Genomic DNA, 22896 nt, shown 5'->3' on the forward strand with positions numbered 1-22896 from the left:
CGTGAGGGCTCCACCTCTTCCCATTCCGAACAGAGAAGTTAAACCTCACCACGTCGATGATACTGCGAAAGTGGGAAAGTAGATAACCGCCCCTTCCGTCCGCCCGGACTCCTACACAGGAATCCGGGCGGACTTTTTTTATCCCCGCCCCCGCTATCCCCTGGCAGACCCACGGGGGGAGATACAAAAGCCTCATAAGCACGATAAGAAACAAAAGTTTTTAGAGGAGATGATTTCCGTTAGTAGTATAAAAATAACATATATATTCAAGGCGCATGGTAATAAACCTGTGTTTAGGCATATATATTGCACAGGCGGAAGATGAAGAATTTAGTGTCGTTGACGCCGTGTAGTTTGGCTCTGAATGCTTTGATTTTTGAGTTTATAGATTCGGCGGATGCGTTTGAGGAGCGGTTGTCGAAGAAGTTCAGTATTTCATCGGCATGTTCGTAGAAAGTTGCAGCAATTGTGTTGAAAGACTTGAAGCCTGAGTCTGCGACGCGATCGTACCAGTGGGCGAGATTAAGCCGGGCACTGTCTTTGGATGAACGTTTGTTGAATATGACTCAGAGATTTTGTGACAGCCGGTATGCTTCCTTAAGGTCGGGATATAGGCTGAACAGCATTTCGGTTCTCTGCCGCTGTGAGGCTGTCCATTTTTCAGGAGACTTGAATAGGGCGTAGCGTCCACGCGCCAACAGCTCTTTTAGTGTATCGCCGTTTTCAAGTCGCTTGGGTTCATACTTGCGTCCTTCAGGTTTGGCCCTCTCGCGGGCATCGGTGTCGGAATTGATGGCGTCCCAGCGATGTTTGATGCGAATTTCCTGTACTGCGTCAAGCGCGAGCCTCTGGACGTGAAACCGGTCTATGACGCGTGATGCCCGAGGGAATGCCATGCGGCATATTTTGTTCATGCTGTCCGACAGGTCAAGCGTCACCTCTGTTACCTTATTGCGTAATGCGCTCTTTATCTGACGCAAAGCGCGGATGACCGTATCGGCATCTGTTCCAAGAATTATTGCCACGATGGCATTTTTACGGCCGTGAGCATCCTTGTTGGTGACGATGGTATAAAGCTCTCCGCGGCTTAACGAGGTTTCGTCTATGCTCAGGTGCGGGCCTATATTCTGCGGAAACACGCGCCATCGCTCCGCGTGAAGGCCCTCGGCCGAGTCCTTCCATTGCCAATAGCCGCTCAGATGGCGTTTGTACTGACGCTCAAACAGATCTCCGTCTATATCAAAGAACCATTCAAGAGAGCGGCCCGTAATCGGGTATCTGTCCAAGCATATCTTTTAAAAAAGCCGCAAACTCTTTTGAGAAGCGGGTGCCTTCGGCTACTAAATCCCAGCGTCGGCTGACGCTCTTGCCGGTCTCAATCTCAACCCAGCGTCGACGCTTGATGTGAAACGACATCTTGCGCCCTCTTACCGGGTAGTCACGTACGATGCTTTCCTCGTAGAAACCATTCGGACGAAGTTCTCCGGATTTGTAACCCTCGACACCATTATCACGTTCTTCCAATGTCACGTCAAGAGTCTCGGAAGTCTTTTCTACTTTGACAACCTCAAAATACTCTACCATTTCTTCCGGCAGAAGACACTCAGCCAACTCTATATATGGGTTCTTTTCCATTGCAGTTTCATTTTCTGCAAAGGTACTACTTTTATTTTCATTACACAGGTTTATTACCATGCGCCATATTCAAACCTATCCTTATCTGATAAGCGTTGTAAATATATGAATAAATAAGTTAATGATAGTTAAATAATTGGGGGGGGTGATTTTTGTCGTACATTTGCTGACATATTCAATGTATTACCCCAACTATTTGAATGTTTTGTACAGTGTTTTAATTAGTTCCGTCATGGGGTAGGCGGTAGAATCTTAATCAAAGAGTTGTGCCCGACACGTATTTTAGGGTATTGTTTGATGAGAAGAATTTTCCTCTTGTTGACCGCAGTATTTGCAATGGGTGCGTTCAGCGTTTTTGGGCAGAAAAAGGGGAGTGTTGCTATTTTTGAGGAGGCAAGTGCTCGCGAAGCCACTCCTAATGTCGCGGTGTTTGTATTCCCACAAATATGTGACCTAAATATGATTTCAAAGACTCGAGTAGACTATGGCCCCTATGATTTCGCTTTAGCCAAAGATCTTAACACTCTTACAAACCAAGAGCTTGAAAATGTAAAGACTCGTGCATTGCAGAAGGCATGCCGTCTCTCAGGTGCTGATTTGATAATTGAGCCGCTCTACACATCGACAGTTTATGATAAGGATAATAAGACCATATGGGTGAGTCTTTCCGGATATCCTGCCAGTTATGTGAATTTCCGTTCTTTAAAACCTACCGATATAGATATGATTCGCGCCCTATATCCTAACGGTGTCCATGGCATACAACAGCAGAATGCCGGCACTGTAGTGACCACTGCCACTGAAGGAACCAAATAATAAATATAAAGAAAATAATATACCATTCATTAAACATTAAAATTCTTTTATCGTAATGAAAAAGTTATTTGTTTTTATTGTCGCAGCAATGGCTGTACTTTCTGCGTCTGCTCAGATGCGCACCAGCCGCACCTTTACAAAGACAAAGTCCAATACTGAGTGGATTTTGCGTGCTGGTCCCAGCATCAACAGCATCACAGGTATAGACGGTCTCAACAGCAAGGTTGGCTTTGATGTAGACATTGCCTTTAATAAGTCGTTTGGTCAGAGTCCGCTTTACTGGGGTATGGAACTCGGTATCGGTACCCGCGGTTTTGGTTCAGACCTTGAATATAACGGCGAGGAGTATGGTATGACTGCTTATGACATCAAATGGTCACCGTTTACTATGGGATATAAGTATGCCATTACTGAGGATTTTAAACTTGATCCGCATGTCGGGGCATACGCACTCTATGATTTTGCAACGAGCAATGATTATGAGTTTGATAATAAATTTGATGTAGGCCTACAGGCCGGTCTTGGCTTTTGGTATAAGCGTGTGAATCTTGATTTTATGTATCAATTTGGTTTTGTTAATGTTGGTGATGATGCCGGCAAGACAGGCAATTTCCTGATACGAGTAGGTTATAGGTTCTAAATACATAGTCAGTCATCATACGGAATATGCTTCGAAAATCCATATTATTCCTATTGGTATCCTGCATGGTGTCGGTCTGTTGGGGGCTGGATATAAAGGGGCTCAATAGAAAGAAAGACAAAACGCCTGATATTGACATTGTGGTATGGCTCAGACATGAAGTATCCTGCCTACCTAATGATGTGGATGGGGTGAAGGTATTCCGCCCCAATACTATCGGAGATGACGGACGGATAAGTATTGACGGAAGTGTCGAACTCCCGGCCAAAAAACAATCGCAAGGTTTCATTGCTGCCTATATTTATGCCTGTGACAATCTTGGGAATGCTGATAGAATTGAAGCTGTGGACTATGACGCAAAGTGTTTTTCAGTGTATCGTGAAATACGTGAGGGTGAATATAAGGATGCTGTAATGTATCGTTTTGTCACCGACTATGTGTTTAGCGACGGTAAAATGTCATTCTCGACTTATGATATAAATGTAGAGTATAGAGAGAAAGGCATATTGCCGCGTAAGATCAACATCGAGAAGTTCAAACCGGCCACTAATGAGAGTCATCGCGAACTGTCCGAGGGGTTAAGCCTTGCCAATTCGATTTTAATTGATGATATGGCCGGAGCTGCGATTAAGGCCAAGCCGGCCGATGTGACACATTGGACTGACATCAAAGCTGGCAAGATAGTCAAAGGAATGAATGAAACTGAGGTACGTCTCATAAGCGGTGCGCCACGCAGCGTAAGTCCGTTAGGCGAGAGCATGCAATGGATGTACACCAATGATTTCATAATCATATTTACTGACGGCATTGTCAGCAATGTGATACAGGACTGACGTACCACGTCATCAGACGGGGAATTTAGCATTATGTTTCGGGCCCGCTCCACTGAGTATGCGGGCCCGTTTTAATTGTTTTAAGTTAACGGTCATTGCCGTTAACAAAAAAATAAGTATCTTTGCGCTGAAATTGGGTAATTATACCTGATTTTATCATTAATACCCGACAGCACAGCCAATTTTATAATGGAACTTACTGCTAACCAACTTGCCGCCCTCGTGCATGGAGATGTCGAAGGTGACGGTGAAGTGAAAGTGGGCACATTTGCCAAAATTGAAGAAGGCCAGCCCGGTGCTCTTTCGTTTCTTGCCAATCCCAAATATACTCACCATATCTACACCACGGATTCGTCGGTGGTACTTGTGAAACGCGACTTTGTGGCCGAACAGCCTGTCAAAGCCACCCTTATCCGTGTGGATGATCCTTATGCCACCATCGCCCGACTTCTTGAGATGGTGCAGGAGATGACCCGTGTGGTCAAGAAGGGGGTCGAGCAGCCCAGCTATGTGGCCGAGGGTGTGGTAATACCCGAGGATGCTTATGTCGGAGCCTTTGCATATATTGGCAAAGGTGCCGTTATCGGAGCAGGAGCCAAAATCTATCCCCACACCTATGTGGGTGACGGATGTGAGGTGGGCGACGAGTCCATTCTCTATTCGGGTGTCAAGGTGTATGACGGATGCCGTATAGGCAAGAGATGTATACTTCACTCGGGTGCGGTGATTGGTGCCGACGGATTTGGATTCGCACCTGTCGACGGTCGTTATGAAAAGATACCTCAGACCGGCAATGTCATCATCGAGGATGACGTGGAGATCGGAGCCAATACGACCATCGACCGCGCCATGATGGGTTCGACCCGCATATGCAACGGAGTGAAGCTCGACAATCTCATACAGATAGCCCACAACTGCTCGGTGGGTGACAATACGGTCATGGCGGCACAGGCCGGAGTGGCCGGTTCGGCCAAGATAGGACGGCAGTGTATGGTTGGCGGACAGGTAGGCATCGTAGGCCATATCTCGCTTGCCGACGGCACTCAGATAGGAGCGCAGAGCGGTGTCAACCGTGCCACCAAGCCGGGTGAACGTATCATGGGCTCACCGGCTGTCGAGATGGGCGAGTATGCCCGCGGACTTGTCTATGCCAAGCGTCTGGGCAAACTCTTCGAGCAGGTAAAGACAATCGAAAAAGAAATAAAGAAACCATAATATATGAATCAGAGAACTCTTAACGGCGAGTTTACGCTCACAGGCAAAGGACTCCATACAGGGCTTGAAATCACAGCCCGGTTTCTCCCCGCTCCCGAAAACCACGGCTATAAAATCAAGCGTGTGGATCTCGAGGGTCAGCCTGTAATCGATGCACTTGCCGAAAATGTGGTGGCCACCAACCGTGGCACCGTGATAGCCAAGGGTGACGCCCGTGTCTCGACTATCGAACATGCCATGTCGGCTCTCTATGCCGCCGGTATCGACAACTGTCTCATCGAGGTCAATGCGCCCGAGCTGCCTATCCTTGACGGCAGCGCGCTCCCTTACTGCGAGGCCATCGCTTCGGTAGGTATCGTGGAGCAGAAGGCCGACAAGGATTTCTATTACGTGAAGTCGCGCATGGAAGTCTCAGATCCCGAGACCGGCTCGTCGATTATCGTGCTTCCCGACGATGACTTCTCGGTGGACGTGAAAATCAACTTTGACTCTAAGGTGCTCAACAATCAGTTTGCCACCCTTGAGAATATCGCTACCTATTGCGATGAGATAGCTCCGAGCCGCACATTCGTGTTTGTACGCGAGATAGAGCCTCTTGTTACCAACAATCTCATCAAGGGTGGTGACCTCGACAACGCCATTGTCATCTATGACACTCCCATGGCGCAGGGTGAGCTCGACCGTCTGGCCGACCTCATGGGTGTGGCCCGCAAGGATGTGGCTGAGCTCGGTTATCTCAACGAGCGTCCTCTCACAAGCGACAACGAGCCCGCGCGTCACAAGCTGCTCGACCTTATCGGTGACATCGCCCTTATAGGACGTCCGCTCAAGGGTCGCATCATCGCCACCCGTCCCGGCCATACAATCAATACTACTTTTGCCAAGAAAATCCGCAAGGACATCAAGCATCAGGAAGTACAGGCCCCGATATACAACCCTAACAAGGCTCCGCTGATGGACAACAACCGCATCCGCGAACTTCTTCCCCACCGCTATCCTTTCCAGCTTGTCGACAAGGTAATCGAGAAGGGCACCAATTATATCGTCGGCGTGAAAAACATCACCGCCAACGAGCCTTTCTTCCCCGGCCACTTCCCCCAGGAGCCTGTGATGCCCGGCGTACTTCAGATCGAGGCTATGGCTCAGACCGGCGGTCTGCTTGTGCTCAGCGGAGTCGATGAGCCCGAGCGTTATTCGACCTACTTCATGAAGATTGACAATGTGAAGTTCCGTCAGAAGGTCGTTCCCGGCGATACACTCCTTTTCCACGTATCGTTCATGACCGAGCTTCGCCGCGGTTGCGCCATGATGAAGGGCTATGCATTCGTGGGCGACAAAATCGTCACCGAGTGTGAGTTTATGGCTCAGATTATAAAGAACAAATAAGAAAGACTATAATGAATCAACCCTTAGCATACGTGCATCCCGAAGCCAAGATTCATCCCAGCGTTGTGATCGAGCCGTTTGTCACAATCGGCCCCAACGTCGAGATAGGCGAAGGCACACACATATACTCTAATGTGACCATCATGGAGGGTGCGCGCATTGGCAAAAACTGCAATATATATCCCGGAGCCGTGATTTCGGGTCCCCCGCAGGACCTCAAGTTCAAGGGCGAGGACACTCTGGCGATTATCGGTGACAATACCACCATACGCGAGTGTGTGACCGTGCATCGCGGCACAGCCTCCAAGGGCAAGACTGTGGTGGGTAGCAACTGTCTCATCATGGCTTATTGCCACGTGGCCCACGACTGTGTGGTCAAGGACAATGTCATCATGTCAAACGCTGTGCAGCTTGCCGGCGAGGTCGTGGTCGACGAGTTTGCCGTCGTAGGCGGCGGTGCGCTTGTCCATCAGTTCTGCCACATCGGAGCCCATGTGATGCTTCAGGGCGGCGCGCTGGTCAATAAGGACATACCCCCGTTTGTCAAGGCCGGCCGCGAGCCTATAGCCTATGCCGGAGTCAACTCCATCGGTCTGCGCCGCAGGGGATACTCCAACGAGACAATCCGCGACATCCAGGAGATATACCGTTATCTCTATCTCTCCGGCCTTAACAACTCCGACGCCATCAGCCGCATCGAGGCCGAGCTGCCCGCATCGAAAGAGCGTGACGAGATAATACTCTTCGTGCGCAACTCCAACCGAGGCATTATCCGCGGTTACTGACACCGGACGGGACTCTGAGCCCGGTAGCGTGCAGACTACAGACCGACAATTTTTCTCCTCACCTTTTTAACGATTACAGAAGTGAAACGCTCCATAGCGTTGTCAATATTGCTTGCAGGCATCTCCGTGACGGTATCTACCCGCGCGGAGATGCCTGATGCATATAACAGTCTCAATCCTTATGCCGGCAAGTCGGGCAACGGGCTTGTGGCAGCTATCAGGCGCACGGCGCGTCCATCGCGGCTTGTGACGCTTGAACAGATATCCTATAGCTTTTATGACCCGTTTGAGGGCTGTGTGGTTGAGATGTCGGCCGGACATCTTCCGTCCGGCTATCTGACAGGTTCGATTGTCCCTGCCGCATGGTGGGATGACAAGACGCGAGCTGACAGCGTAGGGGGAGACCTGCACAACTTCATCCCGCTCACACCGAGCGCGGCTAAGGCTCTGACTGACCGCCGGCCCGGTGTGCTCTCCGAGGTTACAGACGACTTTGGCCGCTGGAGTGTAGGCCGAGCCGAGATATACGGTACGATGACCGACCTGTATACACCCCCGCGTGAGTTGCGCGGACGGTTGGCCCGCACCTACTTCTATATAGCCGCAATGTATCATACTGATATGCTGAAGGCCGAAGGGTATATGATGCTACGCCCCGACTATCCTTACCTCACGCCTTATTCCACAGGCCTACTGTGTGAATGGGCGCGCGACTGTGAGCCCGACGAGGCTGAAAAGGAATGGGACGACTATGTGACCCGCATGCAGGGGTGTGGCAATCCGTTTGTGTCGTATCCATCGCTTGCCGATTATATATGGGGTGATAAAGCGGGTGAGACATATGCCGAGGAGGGTGAGCCTGTGCCGCTTCATTCCACCTATCGCATGGACACTGACAGGATATATCTGATGTCGCCTCATGTGCCGGCCGACGCCCGGTGGACCATTGACGGCACTCCGGCCATGTCGGACAGCTATGATCCGCGCCAACTCGGCCTCGGCGACCATCATCTTGTCTATACTTCAGCCTCGACGGGACGCAGCGGAAGGATAATGATTAAAATTGTCGAGAAATGAAGTCAAAAGGGATGATTAAAACAGTGTGTATGGGCATGCTCGCCGTGGTGTGTTCATGCGGCCATGACAGTCCGTCGGGACGGGATATTATGACGGAACGTCCCGGTGTGGAGGGACAGCGTCCGGGAGTCGGAGAATCCAATTCCATGGCGCGTGAGCTGGCCGATGACGTGTGGCGAGTGTCGGGTCCGACATTGACGATGCGTTACGACCGCGGAGGTATATTGTTTGACACGCAGGCCGACGGTCGGATCAATATTTCAGATCTTGACGGAGCCGACAGCGTTTCGGTCGGGATAGGCAAGGAGGGGACCGACTCGCTGATGTCGGGGACGGATATCATTGTCAACGGCCATGCATTGACTCTGCGCAGGGTAAAGATGTTGCGTCACGGCGACGGCAGGTCATGGTATATGGCCACCGACAGCTCCGACGGCTTGTGGATATTGGTCTTGCCATTTTAAAGTATAAAGGTTAGAGGTTAAAGTTTAATGGCTTTGTGAAGCGTATAAACTTTAACCTCTAATCTTTTAAACTCTATAATGTCTACTTGTGCATCAGACGGGCCATGTCGCGCTTATCTTCGCGTTCCTTGATTGACTGTCGTTTGTCATACTCTTTCTTGCCTCGGGCTATGCCGATGACTAGTTTGGCAAGTCCGCGCTCATTGATGAAAAGGCGCAGGGGCACGATGGTAAATCCCGCCTCCTTGCCCGACTTCTCTATCTTGTTGATTTCCTTGCGAGAGAGCAGCAGTTTACGGTCGCGACGCTCGGCGTGATTATTGTAAGAGCCGTAGAAGTATTCTGCGATATACATATTTTTGACCCATACCTCACCATTGTCGACATAGCAGAATGTATCGACCAGCGAAGCCTTGCCCTCGCGTATCGACTTGATTTCGGTGCCGGTGAGCACGATGCCGGCCGTATAGGTGTCACCGATGGCGTAGTCAAACGTCGCACGCCTGTTTTTTATGTTTATATCCTTGGATTGCATGATAATTTTAGAAAATGAGAGAGAATATGAAATAGAAAATGTAGGGAGGGAGCAGCACGCCCAGTATGGCCAGCATCATGAAGTGGCCTATGCGGTCAGGGCGCACGTGCATATATTCGCATCCTTTCCACTGTACGAGCGCGACGTAGCAGGGGAGAAAAAACAACACCAGTGGCGTGATAGGCAGACAGTTGACAATGATTGAAATCATTGCGAGCATCCCGAGGGTGAACAGCGTGAATGTCTGGCACCGCTGCTCGTCATATTCCCCCTCAATCATCGGCTCCACAGCAACCGAGAGCACAAATGTACTGAAAAAATATGAGATGAAGTAGACCACAAAGGTTATAATCATCTTCATGAACAGGGATAGAAACACCACGTGGTGCTTAAACAGAGCCTGGGTGAACACACTGACGGCTGCCACAGCTATGAGCGGGTAGAACCCTTCGGCTGCAATGCGCGACGGGGTGAGCCGAGAGCCGCTTGCCGACATGGCCTTGTCGATGTCTTCCCATCCGTTGCGAGGGGAGAGTATGAGCTGAAACAGATATTGGAGATAATATTTCATAGACTGCAAAATTACTAAGAATCTCGCAGTTGAGAGTGCACCGGGCCATAATTCAGATGCTTGCGTAATGCTTTATTAATGTATTTTAACAAAGTGATAGCAAATTTTTGAGTACTTTTGTACGAATTACGTCCAAAGGTAAAATCATAAACAGATATAATGGAAATTACAGGCAAGATTATAGTGGCCATGCCCGAAGTAGGCGGCACTTCAGCCAAAGGAAACGCTTGGAAGAAGCGTGAATATGTGCTCGAGACTATGGAGACATATCCCAAAAAGGTATTTTTCAACTTCTTCGGCGACCGTGTCGACCAGTTTCCCCTTCAGGTGGGTCAGGTCGTAAAGGTCAGCTTTGACATTGACAGCCGTGAGTATAACGGCCGTTGGTATGTCGACATCCGTGCATGGAAAGCCGAGGCTCCCGATGCAGCTCCCGCCGCTCCTATGGCCCAGCCCGTAGCCGCCGCTCCCTCCTATGGTCCCGCACCCCAGATGCCTTCGGGTTACGCAACTCCCGGCGCGCCCGTGCCTCCCCCCGCTGTCGATCTGGCTCCCAGCCCCACCGACGACTTGCCTTTCTGAAAAGAATAATAATTCTACACATAGAGAAAAGTCTCAAAAGAAACAGAAGTTTCTTTTGAGACTTTTCTCTATGTGTATATCTAAGGCCATATCACATGTTTGCGATATGGCCTTTGTTGATTATGCTTCGTACTTCTTCACGATTACGGTAGCGTTGTGGCCGCCGAAACCGAAAGAGTTGGAGAGGGCTGCGCGCACGGGGCGGTTTTCAGCCTTGTTGAAGGTGAAGTTGAGAGTGTAGTCGATGTTTTCGTCGTTGTCACCCTCCTCGTGGTTGATGGTGGGGGGCACTACGTCGTTCTGGCAAGCGAGCACCGAGAACATGGCCTCGAGTGCGCCTGTCGCACCGAGCAGGTGTCCGGTCATCGACTTGGTCGAGCTGATGTTGAGCTTGTGGGCGTGTTCGCCGAAGAGATCAACGATAGCCTTCACTTCGGAGATGTCACCTACGGGGGTCGAAGTGCCGTGTACGTTGATATAGTCGATGTCCTCGGGCTTCATGCCTGCATCATCGAGAGCGTTGCCCATCGAGAGGATTGCACCCAGGCCTTCGGGGTGGGTGGCTGTGAGGTGATATGCATCGGCACTCATGCCGCCGCCGGCAACCTCGGCATAAATCTTGGCACCGCGGGCCTTGGCGTGCTCGAGTTCTTCAAGTACAAGTACTACTGAGCCTTCACCCATCACGAAGCCGTCGCGCGACGCGCTGAAGGGGCGTGAGGCGGTCTCGGGCGAGTCGTTGCGGGTCGAGAGAGCGTGCATCGAGTTGAAGCCGCCTACACCTGCGGGATAGATGGCAGCCTCGGCACCGCCGGTGACGATGGCGTCGGCCTTGCCCAGACGGATGAGGTTGAAGGCGTCGATGATGGCGTTGTTGGATGATGCGCAAGCCGAAACCACACCGAAGTTGGGACCATGAAACTCATACTCCATGGAGATGTGGCCCGAAGCGATGTCGGCGATCATCTTGGGGATGAAGAATGGGTTGTATTTGGGGCCCTGCTCGGCACCGTTCACGGCATAATATCCGGCCTCTTCTTCAAAAGTGTGCAGACCACCGATGCCTGCTGCCACGATTACACCCACGCGGTTGCGGTCGAGGTTGGATGCTTCGAGAAGATTGGAGTCGGCTACGGCCTGACGGGCTGCGACGATGCCATACTGGGCATAGAGGTCGAGCTGACGGAGTTTCTTGCGGTCGAAGTGATCGGCTGCGTTGTAGCCCTTGACTTCGCATGCAAACTGGGTCTTGAATTTAGAAGCGTCGAAATGGGTGATGAGAGCAGCACCGCTGACGCCGGCGAGGGCGTTGGCCCATGTGGTGGCCACATCGTTGCCGATAGGTGTTATAGCTCCGAGTCCTGTGATTACAACTCGTTTAAGTTCCATTGTAAAATTGTGGTATAAGTGAGGAAAAATTGAAATAAGGCTCCACTTTGCTGAGAGGCGAAAGTGGAGCCTTTGATGGTTCACGGCCGCAAATCTTCGCGGCAAACCTTAGGTCGTATTATGATGTAGGTTTGAGCGATCGGGCGCGGACGGAGTTTTTGAGGCTAATTACTTCTGGTTTGCCTCGATGTAAGAGATGGCGTCGGCCACGGTCTTGATGCCTTCGGCCTGATCATCGGGGATAGTGATGCCAAATTCCTTCTCAAATTCCATGATGAGTTCAACGGTGTCGAGGCTATCTGCGCCAAGATCTTTGGTGAATTCTGCGGTTTCGGTTACTTCGTTTTCGTCAACACCGAGCTTATCAACGATGATAGCTTTAACTCGTGATGCAATTTCAGACATAGTAATAAAGAGTTTTGATTAGTATATTCGGTTTTTATGGTGCGAAAGTTTTTTCACATTCGCGGTGCAAAGGTAAGAAATTTTTCATCAATTACTAAACTTTTAAACGTGTAAAGATGTTAATTGGGCTCCTTTTTGGTAAATTTTGTTCAAAAAGTCATAAAAATTGGTCATTTAAGGTGCGATTTTTTCGTTTTTGACTCGAAACTCTGCGAGAGTACAATGTGTTACATCTGATAAGGGATATTGTCTTGCTGTAAATGTCAATAAGTTTATTTGGCGGATGCGGTAATATTTCCCAATTTTGTGTTGTAAAAACCCTATGTAAATGAAAAAACTCGTATTGTTTGCTTCCTGCTCGCTCCTGCTCGGAGCGATGGCCACCGGATGTGGCGACAGGGATAAGAAGAAATCGGATGGTGGCGTGGAAATCACGGAGTTTGCCGTGAACGAGGTGATTATGACAGCCGACCGCAATTATCGCGCACTGCTGCAGGGCGACACTGTCTATCTTGACCAGTATGTATCGTTGCTCTGGCCCAAGTCGCTTGGCGATGCCGATCTGAGTGTGTTGCGTGACTCACTGCTGTCATATTGTTTCGGCGACACTGCATGTGCGGGTCCCGAAGAGGCTATCCGTAAGTTTGTATCGGACGTGTCGGTGCTCACCGGCGAGGATGGCGAGGAGTCGGTGTATAAAAACATCGAGCCTGTCGACTCGTTGCCCGAGGGTATTGCCGGGCTCGGATGTTATTTCAACAATGTCACGGCCTCGGTGACCGAGCTCAACGAGGAGATGGTGACTTATCAGGTCACCTCATCATCCTATCTGGGCGGGGCGCATCCGTTTACCACCATCCGCCCCTTTACCTATGACCTCGAGGCCGGACGCGTGCTTACGCTCGACAATATGTTTACCCCCGCCGGACGCGACAGTATAATGCCCGTGATAGTCAATGCTCTCGCCCGTCAGCTCGATGTCCCTGTCAGCGGGCTCGACCGTGCCGGCATCTTTACGGCTCAGCTCACTTATCCCGGCCAGCCATACATCAGCAACAATGTGTTGTATTTCCATTATAATCCCTATGACATCGCACCCTATGCCGCCGGGATGATCGACGTGGCCGTCTACCCCTATGAGGTGGAGCGTTTTCTTGCCCCCGGGGTTGCAAAACTTTTTGATGTCGGCATATGACATGCTCTGAATAAAAAGTATAGATAATCATGGATAAGCTCAAAAGTGACGGTTGGCGTCGCTTTTGAGCTTTTTTAGAGGGTGATATGTGAATGCTCCCCGGCCGAGAGTGTCGGGCCGGGGAGCACGTGGGAACTATTGTTCACGAGGAAAGGTTAGGGATTATTCCGGAGCAGCGAAGATTACGATGCGGTTCCAGTCGTTGGTGGGATATACCTGAGTGTCCGAACCTTCGGCCTGGAGGATGAGTCGGTCGGCCGAGATGCCGTAGTCGCCGGTGAGGATGTCGGCCACAGCCTGGGCGCGACGCTGAGAGAGTTTCATGTTGTAGGCCGATGTACCGGTGTTCTTGTCGGCATATCCGCATACTACGATCTGTGCGTTGGGGTTGGCCTTGAGATACTCGGCGATGTTATATACGTTGACTATTTCCTCTGACGATACATAGGCCGAGTTGATCTTGAAGCGTACGGTGGGGAAGAGAGTGGTCGAAGTGCTCTCGACTTCCACTGCTTCGGGTACCTCGGGGCAGGGGAGCTGGGCCTCGGCGGCTGCAAGAGCGGCCGATGTAGTGGCAAGTGCGCCGCGCAGGTCGTTGATCTGAGCATTGGCCTGGTTGAGTGCGTTTACGTAGTCGCAGGGGTTGTAGCGTTCAAACTTCGAGCCTGTGAAGTGGATGATCACACCGCCGGTGGCCGAGATGTCGAGGTCGATGGGGCGGTCAAACACTACGTTGTTGTAGTTGTCGCCATAGAACATCGCGCGTCCCTCGGCAAAGAGGTCGACATAGGGGCTTACACGGAAGCGGAGCTGAATGCCGGCCGATACGGGAAGCATCCACTGGTTGTGTTTGATGCGTCCGGCCTCATGGTAATCGTTGGCACCATCGACGTTGCGGAAGTTATAGACAAATGTGCCGCCGAGTCCTACGTAGGGGATGATTGACACGGGTCGTGAGGGATTGTAGCCGGCGATGGAGTTACACATGTCCCACATGAAGTCGACGTTGAGATTGGCTGTGCGGGCCGAGGCCATTGCGCCTTTCTGCCAGTGCATCGAGCCGTAGTAGGCCGAGAATCTAAATCCGAGGTATGGTGAGATCCAGCGTCCTACGCCAATGTTGTAGATTGCCGTTATGCGGCGTTCCTTGGTGCCCTGTTCCATAATCGGGGTGCGCATGCCTGCGCCGAGCTGTATATACCAGTTGTCGCGCCATGAACCGGGGGTGTAAATGTCCTTGCACTGCACCTGCTCTACGGCAAAAGTGCTCTCTTCGACTACTACATCTGTAGTCTCCTGTGCGTTCACATCATTGGCCGACATGAGGACACCGCCTAATGCTGCCATAAGAAACAGTTGCTTTTTCATTACTCTCATAAATTTGGAATGAAACTTTTGAAGATTGTTTAGTCTTGCTAAGTAAGTATGATACTTTATGAACTTGTAACGTTAAGCAATCTTTAATTGTTCAAAGTAAAACAAAAAGTAGGGGTCCGGCGTGGCTTTTTAACACATTTATGTTAAGGACGTTAAATGACGGAAGGTAGGGATACGAAAAAAGGGTAAGCTTACTACATCGCACCGCTACGACCCGATACCGTTGCTTCGATCAAGACCTGGCGGAGTTCTCGGGGAGCTGGTCGTGTAGGACTTACCCGACTGCAAAGGTACAACTTTTTTCAATCACGGCAAGCGTTGGCACAATATTTTTATAATGCTTTTTATTTTCAATACTCACTCTATATAATAAGGTGTAATGTGTGTTTTGTATTAACATTATTTTAGTTAAAAATAAAATCGTAAAAATAAAAGATAGGGCGGGAGGTGTGAAAAATGGAAAGAAATTATTACTTTTGTAGAAATTTGGAAAAGAATGGCCGGAAACCTTCAACAACGCATCGACAGGCTCCAGTCCAAAGCCCGCTTGCTCGCCGACCGATACAAGGTGGTGAAGCGAGGCCGGGAAGAGGCCGAAGGCCGGGTGGCGGAGCTTCAGGCACAAGTCTTGCGTCTTGAGCGGGAATTATCGCTCAGAGACGCCGAGATAGAGCGTCTGAAGGTGTCGTCGGTGCTGACCCCCGACCATAAGGACGTTGAGGCCACACGTACATTCCTATCCGAATTAGTGCGCGAAATCGACAAGTGCATCGCTCAGTTAAGCATTTGATGTCTGACAAAATACATAACATATCCATCCGTATCGCCGACCTGCCACGCATACAGCTCACAGTGCCCCACAGTCAGGAGCCGCTGGTGAGACGTGCCGAAGAAAATATCAACGGCCTGTGGAAAAAATGGAAGGAGAGGGATGAGTTCCGCGACAAGTCGTCGGCCGAAGTCCTGGCGATGGTCACCTTCAGGTTTGCCCAGCTTTATTATTCCAACCTGGAGGCCGGCGAGAGCCTCGACAGCATGCTCGACGGCATGGAGCAGACTTTTGACAGCCTGCTTCTTGACGACATAACATAATCCGACACAGGCATACAAAAGCCTCGGCCGGAGCGGCACATGCCGACACATCACGCACGATTGACCCTATCGTAGCCCCGTGGCCGTAAGCCCCGCGCAATTTTCAGGCGTGGAGCCGACGCAAGCCCGAGGGCCCGCAGGGGTCGGCACGTGTGTTTTTTTATATCTTTATTCATCCTTTTTATTATCAACATTCAGACATGTTTATGATAGCATTACTTTATATCGCCATCGCATTGATAGGAGCGGCACTGGGCATAGGCATATTAATGGCCGTGCAGAAGTCTACCGGCCGCTCGCGCGCCAAGACTATCGTCGAGGACGCCCAGCGTGAAGCGGAGGTGATCATGAAAGACAAACTCCTCGAGGCCCGCGAGCAGGAGCTCCGCATCAAGACCGAGGCCGAGAAGGCCGCCAACCAGCGGCTCTCGCGCGTGCAGAGCGAGGAGGCCAAGCTCAAGCAGCGTCAGTCGCAGCTCAATCAGCAGCAGAGCGAAAACACTAAGGCCCGCAACGAAATCGAGCAGTCGCGCCGCGAGATAGAGGCTCAGAGCCAGGCTCTCGAAGTGCGTGGCGAGGAGCTTGACCGTCTGCGCCGCTCGGCTCAGGAGGCTCTCGAACACATCTCGGGCCTGTCGAGTGAAGAGGCCAAGGAGAAGCTCGTCGAGAGTCTCAAGGACGAGGCCAAGACTGCTGCCGCCGCCTATATACACGACATTATGGACGAGGCCAAGATGACCGCCAACAAGGAGGCCAAGCGCATCGTCGTACAGTCGATACAGCGTCTTGCCACCGAGACCGCCATTGAAAACTCGGTGACTGTATTCCACATCGACAGCGATGAAATCAAGGGCCGCATCATCGGTCGCGAGGGCCGTAACATCCGTGCACTCGAGGCTGCGACCGGCATTGAGATTATCGTCGATGACACCCCCGAGGCCATCGTGCTGTCGGGCTTCGACCCTGTGCGTCGCGAGATAGCCCGTCTGGCTCTGCATCAGCTTGTGGCCGACGGCCGCATCCATCCCGCCCGTATCGAGGAAGTGGTAGGCAAGGTGCGCCGTCAGATCGAGGAGGAGATTGTCGAGACCGGCAAGCGCACCGCCATCGACCTCGGTATCCATGGTCTGCATCCCGACCTCATACGTATGGTGGGCAAGATGAAATATCGCTCGAGCTATGGCCAGAACCTGCTGCAACACTCGCGCGAGACGGCCAACCTCTGTGCCATCATGGCTGCCGAGCTTGGTCTCAACCCCAAGAAGGCACGTCGCGCCGGATTGCTCCACGACATAGGCAAGGTGCCTGATGAGGAGCCCGAGCTGCCCCACGCTCTCCTCGGCATGAAGCTCGCTGAGAAATACAAAGAGAAGCCCGAGATATGTAACGCCATAGGTGCTCACCACGACGAGATAGAGCAGACATCGCTCCTCGCGCCCATCGTGCAGGTGTGCGACGCCATTTCGGGTGCCCGTCCGGGCGCACGCCGCGAGATTGTCGAGGCTTACATCAAGCGTCTCAACGACCTCGAGCAGCTCGCTCTCAGCTATCCCGGCGTAATCAAGACTTATGCCATCCAGGCAGGTCGCGAATTGCGTGTGATAGTGGGTGCCGACAAGATTGACGATGTCGAGACCGAAAAGCTCTCGGAAGAGATAGCACGCCGCATCCAGGATGAGATGACTTATCCCGGACAGGTGAAGATTACCGTAATCCGCGAGACACGCTCTGTAAGTTTCGCTAAGTAAGGAGGGTCAGGCTCATGAAAGAGAAAGACCGCCGCTGTCCGCGCGGCAAACTCCATTGTTTCGACTGGCTCGATGATGTGCCTGAGGTGCCCGGAGCGGGTGTCGACGACATTGTCGAGGTGCAGTTCAAGAACACCCGCAAGGGATATTACCGCAACTCGCTCGGGCTGCCGCTCGAGATCGGCGAGATGGTGGCCGTGGAGGCTACTCCGGGCCATGACATAGGATGCGTCACGCTCACGGGGCGTCTCGTGGCCATGCAGATGCGTCGCGCCGGTTTCAAGAGCGATGCCGAGATTAAGCGTGTGTTTCGCAAGGCCAAGCCGGCCGACATCGAGAAATATGAGGAGGCCCGTGCGCGCGAGAATGACACCATGATACGCGCCCGCAAGATAGCCGAGTCACTCAATCTCAATATGAAGATTGGAGACGTGGAGTATCAGGGCGACGGCAACAAAGCCATATTCTATTACATAGCCGACGAGCGTGTCGACTTCCGTCAGCTCATCAAGGTGCTTGCCGAGACATTCAAGGTGCGCATCGAGATGAAGCAGATAGGCGCGCGTCAGGAAGCAGGCCGCATAGGCGGCATCGGCTCGTGCGGACGTCCGTTGTGCTGCGCCAGTTGGATGACCAACTTTGTGTCGGTCGGCACCAGTGCCGCGCGTTATCAGGATATTTCGCTCAATCCGCAGAAGCTGGCCGGACAGTGTGCCAAGCTCAAGTGTTGTCTCAACTTTGAGGTGGACACCTATGTGGAGAGCTCCAAATTTCTTCCCGAGAAGAATGTGCGCCTCGAGACGGCCGACAATACATATTATCACTTCAAGACCGATATATTCAAGAAGGAGATTACCTATTCGACCGACAAACAGATGGCGGCCAATCTGGTGACCATCGATGCCGAGAGGGCGTTTGAGGTAATCGAGATGAACCGTCGGGGCGAGAAGCCGCTGAAGCTCGAGCGTGAAGGCCAGGAAAAGCAGCGCGAAAAGGCCAAGCCTATCGACCTGGCTTCGCAGGATGACCTCACACGCTTTGACAAGGCCAAAAAGAAGAAAAAGAAAAAGAAACCACAACAGACCGGCGACAAGCCACAGGCTCCGGCGGCACAACAGCAACCGGCCGCTGCCGGTCAGGCCCGACAGGAGCAGAAGCCGCAGCGGCAGGAGGGTGGGGACCGTAAGCCCAAGGGACAGCGTCCTGCCGGTCAGAAGCCGCAGTCCAAGCCGCAGGACCGACCCGAACATCAGGACAAGCCGCGCAATGAAGCCCGTCAGCCTGAACAGCAGCGTCGCGATGACCGTCAGCCGCGACTGGGCGGCCAGCCTCAGGGCGAGCGTCAGGGTGGCAATCAGCCGACACGACAGCCATCTCAGCGTCCGGCACCTTCGTCGGGCCGTGGGCCCAAGGCTTTCCGCGGTGAGGAAAACGGTAATGCCTGATCCCGGTCATGTCATGCAATATTATTTTGTTAACGCGAGATGATCAGAATCGTCTACATACTTACAGCAATCGCCGCCCTATGGGTGGCGGTTGCCTCTTGTACGGGTGGGCAGCGTGATTATAGCCGCTGGACCGACCTGCCGGCCCGTGGGTGGGCTTATGGCGACACGGTGAGCCTGTTGCCTATCGACACGGCTCTTCATGACAATGATTCGCTTGTGAGACGACCGTTGAGGTTCGGGCTCACTCATTCCAACGATTATCCTTATTCCAATCTGTGGCTTGAGGTGACTTATCACGGTGAGGAAAGCAGCTATCGCGACACTCTCAATGTGTCGCTTGCCGATGTCTACGGCCGATGGCTCGGCAGCGGTTTCGGTGCAAATTACCAGCATGAGATTGTGCTCAATCCGCGTGCCGATATCGATCTTACCCGACCTGTCACGGTGCGACATATAATGCGTGTCGACACGCTCCGCGGTCTTGACAGGATAGGAGTGAGTGTGAGATAGGGGGCACTGCTATCTAAGAGGTGGCTGGATTAAGCCGAAATTCCGATGCATCATAGATTAATATCGGCAATCTACCTGACAGATGTGTCCGGCAGGACATCAGTTCTTGTGAGAAAGGCCTGTATAGTATACGTAAAGACCTCGGGCATCAATCAAACGATTGATGCCCGAGGCTGCTTTTTGTAGCGAGACCGAGAATTGAACTCGGGACCTCCGGGTTATGAATCCGACGCTCTAACCAACTGAGCTATCTCGCCATCGCGATTTGCGTTGCAAAGGTAGACATTTTGTTTAAAATCACCAAATTTTTCTGCAAAAACTTTTGTCGTAGTTATTGACATTTTATTGACATTCTTTCTACATGTTATTGACAATGCTTTTACAAATTATCAACATTTTAGTGTAATATCTTGTGATATAGATGGTTGTTTTGTGGGTATTTTGTGTTGACAACTTGGCGGTATTGTTGGAAACAGTGTTAAATATCTGTACAAAGAAGCGGCATTGCTCCCATGTTGTCGCAACTTGGAGCCGTGCCGCAATTCTTTTACTCAACAATAACATTCGTATATCTCCTACGAGGAGGAGAGATCACTATGAGGTTTTTATCCTGATGCAAAATTACTAAGATTATTTGCTTCGGTATATACCTAAAAAGAATGATTATTGAGTTGAAAATTGGAGTGCCGCTAATGGTTTTTAATTATTCTACGGTGTTTTGTCTCTGGTCGATGTGCTTTTTTGCCTTCGGTAGGGTGTGGCGGCGTCCAGGTAGTTATCTGATGTCGGGGGAGCCTTCGGGTGTCGGGTCGGTGACGATGACAGTCTTGCCTGTAAGGCCCGAAAGCATTGAGGTGAGATTGTCGGCTGCTTCGGCTCGAGCGCGCCTGACATAGCCTTTGCGATAGATCTTGCGTCGGAAATTGTCGCGGACCTTGGCTTTGATGGTGTTTTCCTCTGATGTAGTGAAATGCTCCGAGCCAAAGAGCCGGTCGTTCCATGTATCGATGACAAGATAGGAATCGGGGTCGGTCGATTCGTATATCTCGACTATTTCGCGGGGAAGTGTCACGAGTATGGTGTCGTTCTGTTCGCTCAGGCCTATGTTCTCGAGTTCGAAAGTTATGGTGCCGTTGAGAGTGGCGCGGGCAAACATGTGTCGGGTGCCTATCGATGCTTTGATGGGTACATCCTCATATATGTCAAGAGCGCAGAGTCGCACCATAGGGCTGATGTCTGTGATGGCGGAGTCGTGGGTTGTGACGCGTGACGCCTTGGGCGAGCGGGCCCACCATATGGCGGCCGCGCCGACAAGGGTGACGACGGCGATTATGACCAGCAGTCGCAGTGTTCCGAAAAGTTTCATCTTATCTGTCCTCCTTGAAATTTATGATTACCTTGTATCCGTCTTTGCCGAGCATCGAGCTGAAATAGGCCTCGGCTTTGGCCTTGGCCTCTGTGACGAGTTTGTTGCGAAACATCGGTTTGTTCTTGACTTCGTTTTTGAGCACAGTGTTCATCTGCTCTTTTAGGGCGGCACGCTCGTCTACGTCGATTTCGGAGCGCAGGCCGGTGACGCGATAGTGGTCTTCTCGTATCTCCATGTTGCGTCCGAGATATTCGGTTGTGACCGGCGGGAGCGAGAGAGTGATGGTCTTGGTGCTCTCGTCGACTTTCACATCGTCGGGTGTGAGGTTCGAGAGGTCGATGTAGGCGCGCAGATATGTGTCGTAGGAATAGGCGGCCTTGCGCTTTCCGAGTTTCAGGGCGTCGAGCAATGCCGCCGAAGTCTGTTTCAGACCTTCGGCTTCTGACAGAGGAATGTCATCGATGGTGGCCATCTTGGAGACGGTCATTCGGGCAAGAATGAGTTTGTCGACCGACTTGACTTCGGAGAAGAGCACGTTGTCGCGTTGCTCTTCTTCGGCGCATGACCATAGGCCTGCAGCCGGAAGGCTGAGCAGTAAGGCGGGAATAAGATGATGTATGATGTTCATTGAGGCTACATATATAATTGATGTAAGAGTGGGGGCGTCGACATAGGGTGGGGCACCCAGTCGCTACACGGGGTGTTTATTCTATAACCTCAAATCCGGCGATACGGTTTGCAGTCGTGGCGGTTGTGTTGCAGCGGATGAGGCGTCAGATGCCCGGCAGTTGCTGCACATAGGCCGAGTCGCTTGCCAGAGCGTTGTCTCCGACGAGCAGCTCGGTGGCCGGGGCATTGTTTTCGGCCGGGTTGAGTATGAAGATTGCGGCAGCAACAGCGAGGATGAGAGCCGGGATGATAAATACCCATGCGGGGATATGTCCGGCGTTGCTGTCGTGGTGTGGTCTGTTGTCGGAGTCGGAATGCTGATAATGGTGGTGCGGAGTCCCGTCTGTGGTCGGGGTGTGCGTGTTGTCGTGCTGACGTGCTTGTTTTGTTGACATAGTTAGGTGTATTTTACAAAATACAGTGGAGGTAATGGAAGGGTTTGTTGGAAGAATAAGGCAATGTTTTAAGTCTTGTTGCCCGGGAGGCGATGCGGGGAGAGGGGAGGTGCTGGGTCTTTGGTTACTGACCGGGGTGCGGTTCGTGTCGTGCGTGCGATATCTGACGCAGTAGAATGATTGATTGGAATTGTTATATGTGGCAAATTTACCACATATTTGAATAAATACGGATTATAAATAGTTAAAATATATTAATGTGGAGGTCCTTGGTTGCTTAACGATTTTGAGTAGTGCTGAGAGAATACGGTCGGGCGGCAGCAGGGTGTTTTCTATATAATTAATGTGTATCTCTTTTGCGGGATGCACTCGAGGTATGGAATAATGATAAAAATACGCGAAATTGAATTTTTTCGATAATTTTTTTGGAAAATATTTGGAGGATTCAAAAATAGTCTCTACCTTTGCATCGCTTTAAGCAAGAAAGGGTGCTTAGCTCAGCTGGTTCAGAGCATCTGCCTTACAAGCAGAGGGTCGGGGGTTCGAATCCCTCAGCACCCACCCAATAAACCAAAACTCTTGCTTAAGCTTGATAGACGAAAGTCGCTCGGGTGCTTAGCTCAGCTGGTTCAGAGCATCTGCCTTACAAGCAGAGGGTCGGGGGTTCGAATCCCTCAGCACCCACTCGAGTTTGAAAAACGCTGAATCCTTACGATGGACTCGGCGTTTGTTGTTTTTATTATTAACCATAAATTCCCGT

General features: G+C 51.4%; 24 protein-coding genes, 3 tRNA genes, 1 rRNA gene, 1 other RNA gene and 1 pseudogene. 18 read left to right on the forward strand and 12 right to left on the reverse strand.

Annotated features, from left to right (window positions below; genetic code table 11):
- Window positions 1–95: ribosomal RNA gene (gene rrf, locus QGT73_RS05600) — 5S ribosomal RNA — on the forward strand; the annotation flags it as partial.
- 198 nt (window positions 96–293) lie between these two features.
- On the opposite strand, the pseudogene QGT73_RS05605 reads toward rrf, so the two are convergent.
- Both QGT73_RS05605 and QGT73_RS05610 read right to left on the reverse strand, forming a co-directional pair.
- A pseudogene (locus QGT73_RS05605) lies at window positions 294–1286 on the reverse strand (ISAon1 family transposase).
- On the reverse strand, window positions 1252–1635 hold the full coding sequence (locus QGT73_RS05610; protein WP_172478117.1) for an ISAon1 family transposase N-terminal region protein: 384 nt from the start codon (window positions 1633–1635) through the stop codon (window positions 1252–1254). The pseudogene QGT73_RS05605 and the gene QGT73_RS05610 overlap by 35 nt, the downstream one beginning before the upstream one ends.
- 297 nt (window positions 1636–1932) lie before the next feature.
- On the opposite strand from QGT73_RS05610, the gene QGT73_RS05615 reads away from it, so the two are divergent.
- From QGT73_RS05615 to QGT73_RS05650, 8 genes are all read left to right on the forward strand, one after another.
- Window positions 1933–2451 carry a hypothetical protein gene (locus QGT73_RS05615; protein WP_123617249.1) on the forward strand — a complete coding sequence of 173 codons (519 nt, stop codon included), beginning with the start codon at window positions 1933–1935 and terminating at the stop codon, window positions 2449–2451.
- A gap of 55 nt (window positions 2452–2506) precedes the next feature.
- Complete coding sequence (locus QGT73_RS05620; RefSeq protein WP_123617250.1) at window positions 2507–3091, forward strand: outer membrane beta-barrel protein; 585 nt, start codon at window positions 2507–2509, stop codon at window positions 3089–3091.
- A gap of 26 nt (window positions 3092–3117) precedes the next feature.
- Window positions 3118–3924, forward strand: a complete 807-nt coding sequence (locus QGT73_RS05625; RefSeq protein WP_280121806.1) for a hypothetical protein — start codon at window positions 3118–3120, stop codon at window positions 3922–3924.
- A gap of 189 nt (window positions 3925–4113) precedes the next feature.
- Window positions 4114–5139, forward strand: a complete 1026-nt coding sequence (gene lpxD, locus QGT73_RS05630) for a UDP-3-O-(3-hydroxymyristoyl)glucosamine N-acyltransferase (protein WP_280121807.1) — start codon at window positions 4114–4116, stop codon at window positions 5137–5139.
- 3 nt (window positions 5140–5142) lie between these two features.
- A complete protein-coding gene (locus QGT73_RS05635; protein WP_280121808.1) occupies window positions 5143–6525 on the forward strand; it encodes a bifunctional UDP-3-O-[3-hydroxymyristoyl] N-acetylglucosamine deacetylase/3-hydroxyacyl-ACP dehydratase in 1383 nt (460 codons plus the stop codon).
- Window positions 6526–6536: 11 nt separating this feature from the next.
- A complete protein-coding gene (gene lpxA, locus QGT73_RS05640; protein WP_123617254.1) occupies window positions 6537–7310 on the forward strand; it encodes an acyl-ACP--UDP-N-acetylglucosamine O-acyltransferase in 774 nt (257 codons plus the stop codon).
- Between the two features lie 81 nt (window positions 7311–7391).
- Entirely contained in the window at window positions 7392–8387 is a 996-nt protein-coding gene (locus tag QGT73_RS05645; protein ID WP_280121809.1) for an endonuclease, read from the forward strand.
- An 11-nt stretch (window positions 8388–8398) separates the two neighbouring features.
- On the forward strand, window positions 8399–8851 hold the full coding sequence (locus QGT73_RS05650; RefSeq protein ID WP_280121810.1) for a hypothetical protein: 453 nt from the start codon (window positions 8399–8401) through the stop codon (window positions 8849–8851).
- Window positions 8852–8933: 82 nt separating this feature from the next.
- Here QGT73_RS05650 and smpB read toward each other — a convergent pair whose 3' ends face one another.
- Together smpB and QGT73_RS05660 are read right to left on the reverse strand one after the other, a co-directional pair.
- Window positions 8934–9386 (reverse strand): SsrA-binding protein SmpB, encoded by a 453-nt coding sequence (gene smpB / locus QGT73_RS05655; protein ID WP_123617257.1) that lies wholly within the window; start codon window positions 9384–9386, stop codon window positions 8934–8936.
- A gap of 7 nt (window positions 9387–9393) precedes the next feature.
- Complete coding sequence (locus QGT73_RS05660) at window positions 9394–9957, reverse strand: hypothetical protein (RefSeq protein WP_280121811.1); 564 nt, start codon at window positions 9955–9957, stop codon at window positions 9394–9396.
- 159 nt (window positions 9958–10116) lie between these two features.
- On the opposite strand from QGT73_RS05660, the gene QGT73_RS05665 reads away from it, so the two are divergent.
- Window positions 10117–10539 (forward strand): DUF3127 domain-containing protein, encoded by a 423-nt coding sequence (locus QGT73_RS05665; protein ID WP_123617259.1) that lies wholly within the window; start codon window positions 10117–10119, stop codon window positions 10537–10539.
- A gap of 120 nt (window positions 10540–10659) precedes the next feature.
- Here the strand turns inward: QGT73_RS05665 and fabF are convergent, their stop codons facing one another.
- Both fabF and QGT73_RS05675 read right to left on the reverse strand, forming a co-directional pair.
- Complete coding sequence (fabF, locus tag QGT73_RS05670) at window positions 10660–11928, reverse strand: beta-ketoacyl-ACP synthase II (RefSeq protein WP_280121812.1); 1269 nt, start codon at window positions 11926–11928, stop codon at window positions 10660–10662.
- Between the two features lie 168 nt (window positions 11929–12096).
- Window positions 12097–12333, reverse strand: a complete 237-nt coding sequence (locus QGT73_RS05675) for an acyl carrier protein (RefSeq protein ID WP_123617261.1) — start codon at window positions 12331–12333, stop codon at window positions 12097–12099.
- Window positions 12334–12661: 328 nt separating this feature from the next.
- On the opposite strand from QGT73_RS05675, the gene QGT73_RS05680 reads away from it, so the two are divergent.
- Window positions 12662–13528 carry an RsiV family protein gene (locus QGT73_RS05680; RefSeq protein ID WP_280121813.1) on the forward strand — a complete coding sequence of 289 codons (867 nt, stop codon included), beginning with the start codon at window positions 12662–12664 and terminating at the stop codon, window positions 13526–13528.
- Between the two features lie 162 nt (window positions 13529–13690).
- Here QGT73_RS05680 and QGT73_RS05685 read toward each other — a convergent pair whose 3' ends face one another.
- Window positions 13691–14896 (reverse strand): OmpA family protein, encoded by a 1206-nt coding sequence (locus tag QGT73_RS05685; protein WP_280121814.1) that lies wholly within the window; start codon window positions 14894–14896, stop codon window positions 13691–13693.
- Window positions 14897–15085: 189 nt separating this feature from the next.
- Window positions 15086–15185, reverse strand: an RNA gene (gene ffs / locus QGT73_RS05690) — signal recognition particle sRNA small type.
- 216 nt (window positions 15186–15401) lie between these two features.
- Between ffs and QGT73_RS05695 the strand changes: the two genes are divergently transcribed.
- The 5 genes from QGT73_RS05695 to QGT73_RS05715 all read left to right on the forward strand — a co-directional run bounded on the left by QGT73_RS05695 (window position 15402) and on the right by QGT73_RS05715 (window position 19703).
- On the forward strand, window positions 15402–15695 hold the full coding sequence (locus QGT73_RS05695) for a hypothetical protein (protein WP_123617264.1): 294 nt from the start codon (window positions 15402–15404) through the stop codon (window positions 15693–15695).
- Window positions 15695–15997, forward strand: a complete 303-nt coding sequence (locus tag QGT73_RS05700) for a cell division protein ZapA (RefSeq protein ID WP_280121815.1) — start codon at window positions 15695–15697, stop codon at window positions 15995–15997. The genes QGT73_RS05695 and QGT73_RS05700 overlap by 1 nt, the downstream gene beginning before the upstream one ends.
- 206 nt (window positions 15998–16203) lie before the next feature.
- Window positions 16204–17745, forward strand: coding sequence for a ribonuclease Y (gene rny, locus QGT73_RS05705; RefSeq protein ID WP_341874108.1), 1542 nt, complete (start codon window positions 16204–16206; stop codon window positions 17743–17745).
- Window positions 17746–17759: 14 nt separating this feature from the next.
- Window positions 17760–19190 (forward strand): regulatory iron-sulfur-containing complex subunit RicT, encoded by a 1431-nt coding sequence (gene ricT / locus QGT73_RS05710; RefSeq protein WP_280121817.1) that lies wholly within the window; start codon window positions 17760–17762, stop codon window positions 19188–19190.
- 39 nt (window positions 19191–19229) lie between these two features.
- Window positions 19230–19703 carry a gliding motility lipoprotein GldH gene (locus QGT73_RS05715; RefSeq protein WP_123617268.1) on the forward strand — a complete coding sequence of 158 codons (474 nt, stop codon included), beginning with the start codon at window positions 19230–19232 and terminating at the stop codon, window positions 19701–19703.
- Between the two features lie 183 nt (window positions 19704–19886).
- Here QGT73_RS05715 and QGT73_RS05720 read toward each other — a convergent pair.
- From QGT73_RS05720 to QGT73_RS05735, 4 genes are all read right to left on the reverse strand, one after another.
- Window positions 19887–19960: transfer RNA gene (locus QGT73_RS05720), tRNA-Met, on the reverse strand.
- 518 nt (window positions 19961–20478) lie between these two features.
- A complete protein-coding gene (locus QGT73_RS05725; RefSeq protein WP_280121818.1) occupies window positions 20479–21069 on the reverse strand; it encodes a DUF4230 domain-containing protein in 591 nt (196 codons plus the stop codon).
- 1 nt (window position 21070) lies between these two features.
- Window positions 21071–21700: a DUF4230 domain-containing protein gene (locus tag QGT73_RS05730; RefSeq protein ID WP_280121819.1), complete on the reverse strand. Its 630-nt coding sequence runs from the start codon at window positions 21698–21700 to the stop codon at window positions 21071–21073.
- Window positions 21701–21845: 145 nt separating this feature from the next.
- Window positions 21846–22136: a hypothetical protein gene (locus QGT73_RS05735; protein ID WP_280121820.1), complete on the reverse strand. Its 291-nt coding sequence runs from the start codon at window positions 22134–22136 to the stop codon at window positions 21846–21848.
- 486 nt (window positions 22137–22622) lie between these two features.
- Between QGT73_RS05735 and QGT73_RS05740 the strand changes: the two genes are divergently transcribed.
- Window positions 22623–22697, forward strand: a tRNA-Val gene (locus QGT73_RS05740).
- 48 nt (window positions 22698–22745) lie between these two features.
- Window positions 22746–22820: transfer RNA gene (locus tag QGT73_RS05745), tRNA-Val, on the forward strand.
- Window positions 22821–22896: the final 76 nt, after the last annotated feature.

The organism is Duncaniella muricolitica, assembly GCF_910574735.1.
Classification (GTDB): domain Bacteria; phylum Bacteroidota; class Bacteroidia; order Bacteroidales; family Muribaculaceae; genus Duncaniella; species Duncaniella muricolitica.

Excerpts from the sequence above, each read along its gene's own strand:
- QGT73_RS05685 (WP_280121814.1), bottom strand. The coding sequence starts at position 14,896 with ATGAAAAAGCAACTGTTTCTTATGGCAGCATTAGGCGGTGTCCTCATG.
- QGT73_RS05730 (WP_280121819.1), bottom strand. The coding sequence starts at position 21,700 with ATGAACATCATACATCATCTTATTCCCGCCTTACTGCTCAGCCTTCCG.
- QGT73_RS05735 (WP_280121820.1), bottom strand. The coding sequence starts at position 22,136 with ATGTCAACAAAACAAGCACGTCAGCACGACAACACGCACACCCCGACC.
- lpxD (WP_280121807.1), top strand. The coding sequence starts at position 4,114 with ATGGAACTTACTGCTAACCAACTTGCCGCCCTCGTGCATGGAGATGTC.
- QGT73_RS05615 (WP_123617249.1), top strand. The coding sequence starts at position 1,933 with ATGAGAAGAATTTTCCTCTTGTTGACCGCAGTATTTGCAATGGGTGCG.
- QGT73_RS05610 (WP_172478117.1), bottom strand. The coding sequence starts at position 1,635 with ATGGAAAAGAACCCATATATAGAGTTGGCTGAGTGTCTTCTGCCGGAA.
- fabF (WP_280121812.1), bottom strand. The coding sequence starts at position 11,928 with ATGGAACTTAAACGAGTTGTAATCACAGGACTCGGAGCTATAACACCT.
- QGT73_RS05700 (WP_280121815.1), top strand. The coding sequence starts at position 15,695 with ATGTCTGACAAAATACATAACATATCCATCCGTATCGCCGACCTGCCA.
- QGT73_RS05625 (WP_280121806.1), top strand. The coding sequence starts at position 3,118 with ATGCTTCGAAAATCCATATTATTCCTATTGGTATCCTGCATGGTGTCG.
- QGT73_RS05665 (WP_123617259.1), top strand. The coding sequence starts at position 10,117 with ATGGAAATTACAGGCAAGATTATAGTGGCCATGCCCGAAGTAGGCGGC.
- QGT73_RS05715 (WP_123617268.1), top strand. The coding sequence starts at position 19,230 with ATGATCAGAATCGTCTACATACTTACAGCAATCGCCGCCCTATGGGTG.
- QGT73_RS05650 (WP_280121810.1), top strand. The coding sequence starts at position 8,399 with ATGATTAAAACAGTGTGTATGGGCATGCTCGCCGTGGTGTGTTCATGC.
- QGT73_RS05620 (WP_123617250.1), top strand. The coding sequence starts at position 2,507 with ATGAAAAAGTTATTTGTTTTTATTGTCGCAGCAATGGCTGTACTTTCT.
- rny (WP_341874108.1), top strand. The coding sequence starts at position 16,204 with ATGATAGCATTACTTTATATCGCCATCGCATTGATAGGAGCGGCACTG.
- smpB (WP_123617257.1), bottom strand. The coding sequence starts at position 9,386 with ATGCAATCCAAGGATATAAACATAAAAAACAGGCGTGCGACGTTTGAC.
- QGT73_RS05635 (WP_280121808.1), top strand. The coding sequence starts at position 5,143 with ATGAATCAGAGAACTCTTAACGGCGAGTTTACGCTCACAGGCAAAGGA.
- QGT73_RS05660 (WP_280121811.1), bottom strand. The coding sequence starts at position 9,957 with ATGAAATATTATCTCCAATATCTGTTTCAGCTCATACTCTCCCCTCGC.
- QGT73_RS05695 (WP_123617264.1), top strand. The coding sequence starts at position 15,402 with ATGGCCGGAAACCTTCAACAACGCATCGACAGGCTCCAGTCCAAAGCC.
- QGT73_RS05675 (WP_123617261.1), bottom strand. The coding sequence starts at position 12,333 with ATGTCTGAAATTGCATCACGAGTTAAAGCTATCATCGTTGATAAGCTC.
- QGT73_RS05680 (WP_280121813.1), top strand. The coding sequence starts at position 12,662 with ATGAAAAAACTCGTATTGTTTGCTTCCTGCTCGCTCCTGCTCGGAGCG.
- lpxA (WP_123617254.1), top strand. The coding sequence starts at position 6,537 with ATGAATCAACCCTTAGCATACGTGCATCCCGAAGCCAAGATTCATCCC.
- ricT (WP_280121817.1), top strand. The coding sequence starts at position 17,760 with ATGAAAGAGAAAGACCGCCGCTGTCCGCGCGGCAAACTCCATTGTTTC.
- QGT73_RS05725 (WP_280121818.1), bottom strand. The coding sequence starts at position 21,069 with ATGAAACTTTTCGGAACACTGCGACTGCTGGTCATAATCGCCGTCGTC.